Below are 1420 nucleotides of genomic sequence, written 5' to 3' on the forward strand. Positions count from 1 at the left end.
GACCTGGCAACGCAGGACGATGCAATCCAACAACCAATAGAGCCGCGCGGCACCATGCGTGCCATTGGAGATACCGCCGTGCAATTCGGCAAAGGCGCTGTGACAGGCGTTCGCATGATGTCGGATGTGTTCGGCGCTGACAATGCCGTGTCTGGCGGGCTGCGAAGTGCTGACGAAGCCTTGAACGGGCTACTCAGTGCCACAGCCAAACAAGATCAGGCACAAGTGGCAGCCATCATGCAAGAGGCCGAGGGAAAAGGCTGGATGGATCAGATTGGCATCGGCCTGCGTGCGGCTGGTGTCGCTCCGGGTGCTTTGCTGGCACAAGCGGCAGGCACAGCAGTGCCCACCATTGCAGCCGCAGCCATGACGGGCGGTGCCGGGCCAATGGCGACAGCAGCACGGTTTGCTGCACCGGCACTGATAGGCGGCGTTCAGGGAATGGGCGCAACCAAGGGCGCGATTTACGATGAGGTCAAACAGAGGATGAAGGCAGCGGGCGCATCCGACGCAGAAGCCGAGGCGCGCGCGACAGAACAGCAAGCCTATGGCGGTGACAGTTCGGGTCAGATTGCTCTAGGAACCGGGATGGGTGTGTTAGCTGGAGGTCTGGGTATCGAGCGGACCATAGCCGGGCTGCGCGGCGGTGTGGCCAAATCTGCGCCGGGCATGATGTCACGCATGGGCGTAGGCGGCGTGACTGAAGCCGTTCCAGAGTTCGCTCAGGGCGGGCAGGAGAAATACGCCACCAACAGCGCACTGAACAACGAAGGGTTCCAAGTAGACCCCCTGAGTGGGGTTGTGGCCAATTCCACCATGGAAGGTGTGGCAGGCGCTGGCATGGGTGCAGCATTTGGCATTCCCAGGCCCGATGTGGTGCAGCCACCAGAAGCGCCGCCTGTACCAAGCGCGCCGCCACCCGGCCCAATGACCCGCGCTGTATCGACGCTGATGCCGACAAACATGCCTGCAGCACCAACTGGCGCGTCTATGGGAGTATCGCCAACAGTTACGCCTGGTTCTGGCTTCAATGTCAACAACACGCCCATGGTGGCTGATATTGCTGAACAGCAAAATCTTGACAGGGTGAATGGGTTGGCTCAGGTGGCTGCAAGTGAAGATCAGCAAGATTCGTTTGTTGATCCGTTGCCAACTGATCTTGTAAACCCTGCTGGTGAGCCTTTCAAAACTGTGTTGTCGGCAAAACTGGTTGCTGAAAAAGTTGGCGGCAAAGTGCTACAAACAAACGGTGGATTCCTTGTTCGCCCGACCACAAATCCGCAGCCGACCACGCTTGGCATGAAGATGAATGCCGTGGCCGGTCCGGGTTTTGGCGTGAGCGATGTTGTGCAGATAGACGCCGGGCTTTCAAACGCCACAAGGGAATCTGATGGCACAGTTGACGCAATTCCACCCGCTG

At 59.2% G+C, this 1420-nt stretch carries 1 protein-coding gene; it reads left to right on the forward strand.

All coding sequences use genetic code 11. The annotated features are described in order from the left end of the window. On the forward strand, positions 1-1420 hold a 1420-nt coding region (locus PHH40_04970), incomplete at both ends, for a hypothetical protein (protein ID MDD2767075.1).

Source organism: Candidatus Moraniibacteriota bacterium (assembly GCA_028688415.1).
In the GTDB taxonomy this organism is placed as follows: domain Bacteria; phylum Patescibacteriota; class Minisyncoccia; order Moranbacterales; family UBA1568; genus UBA1568.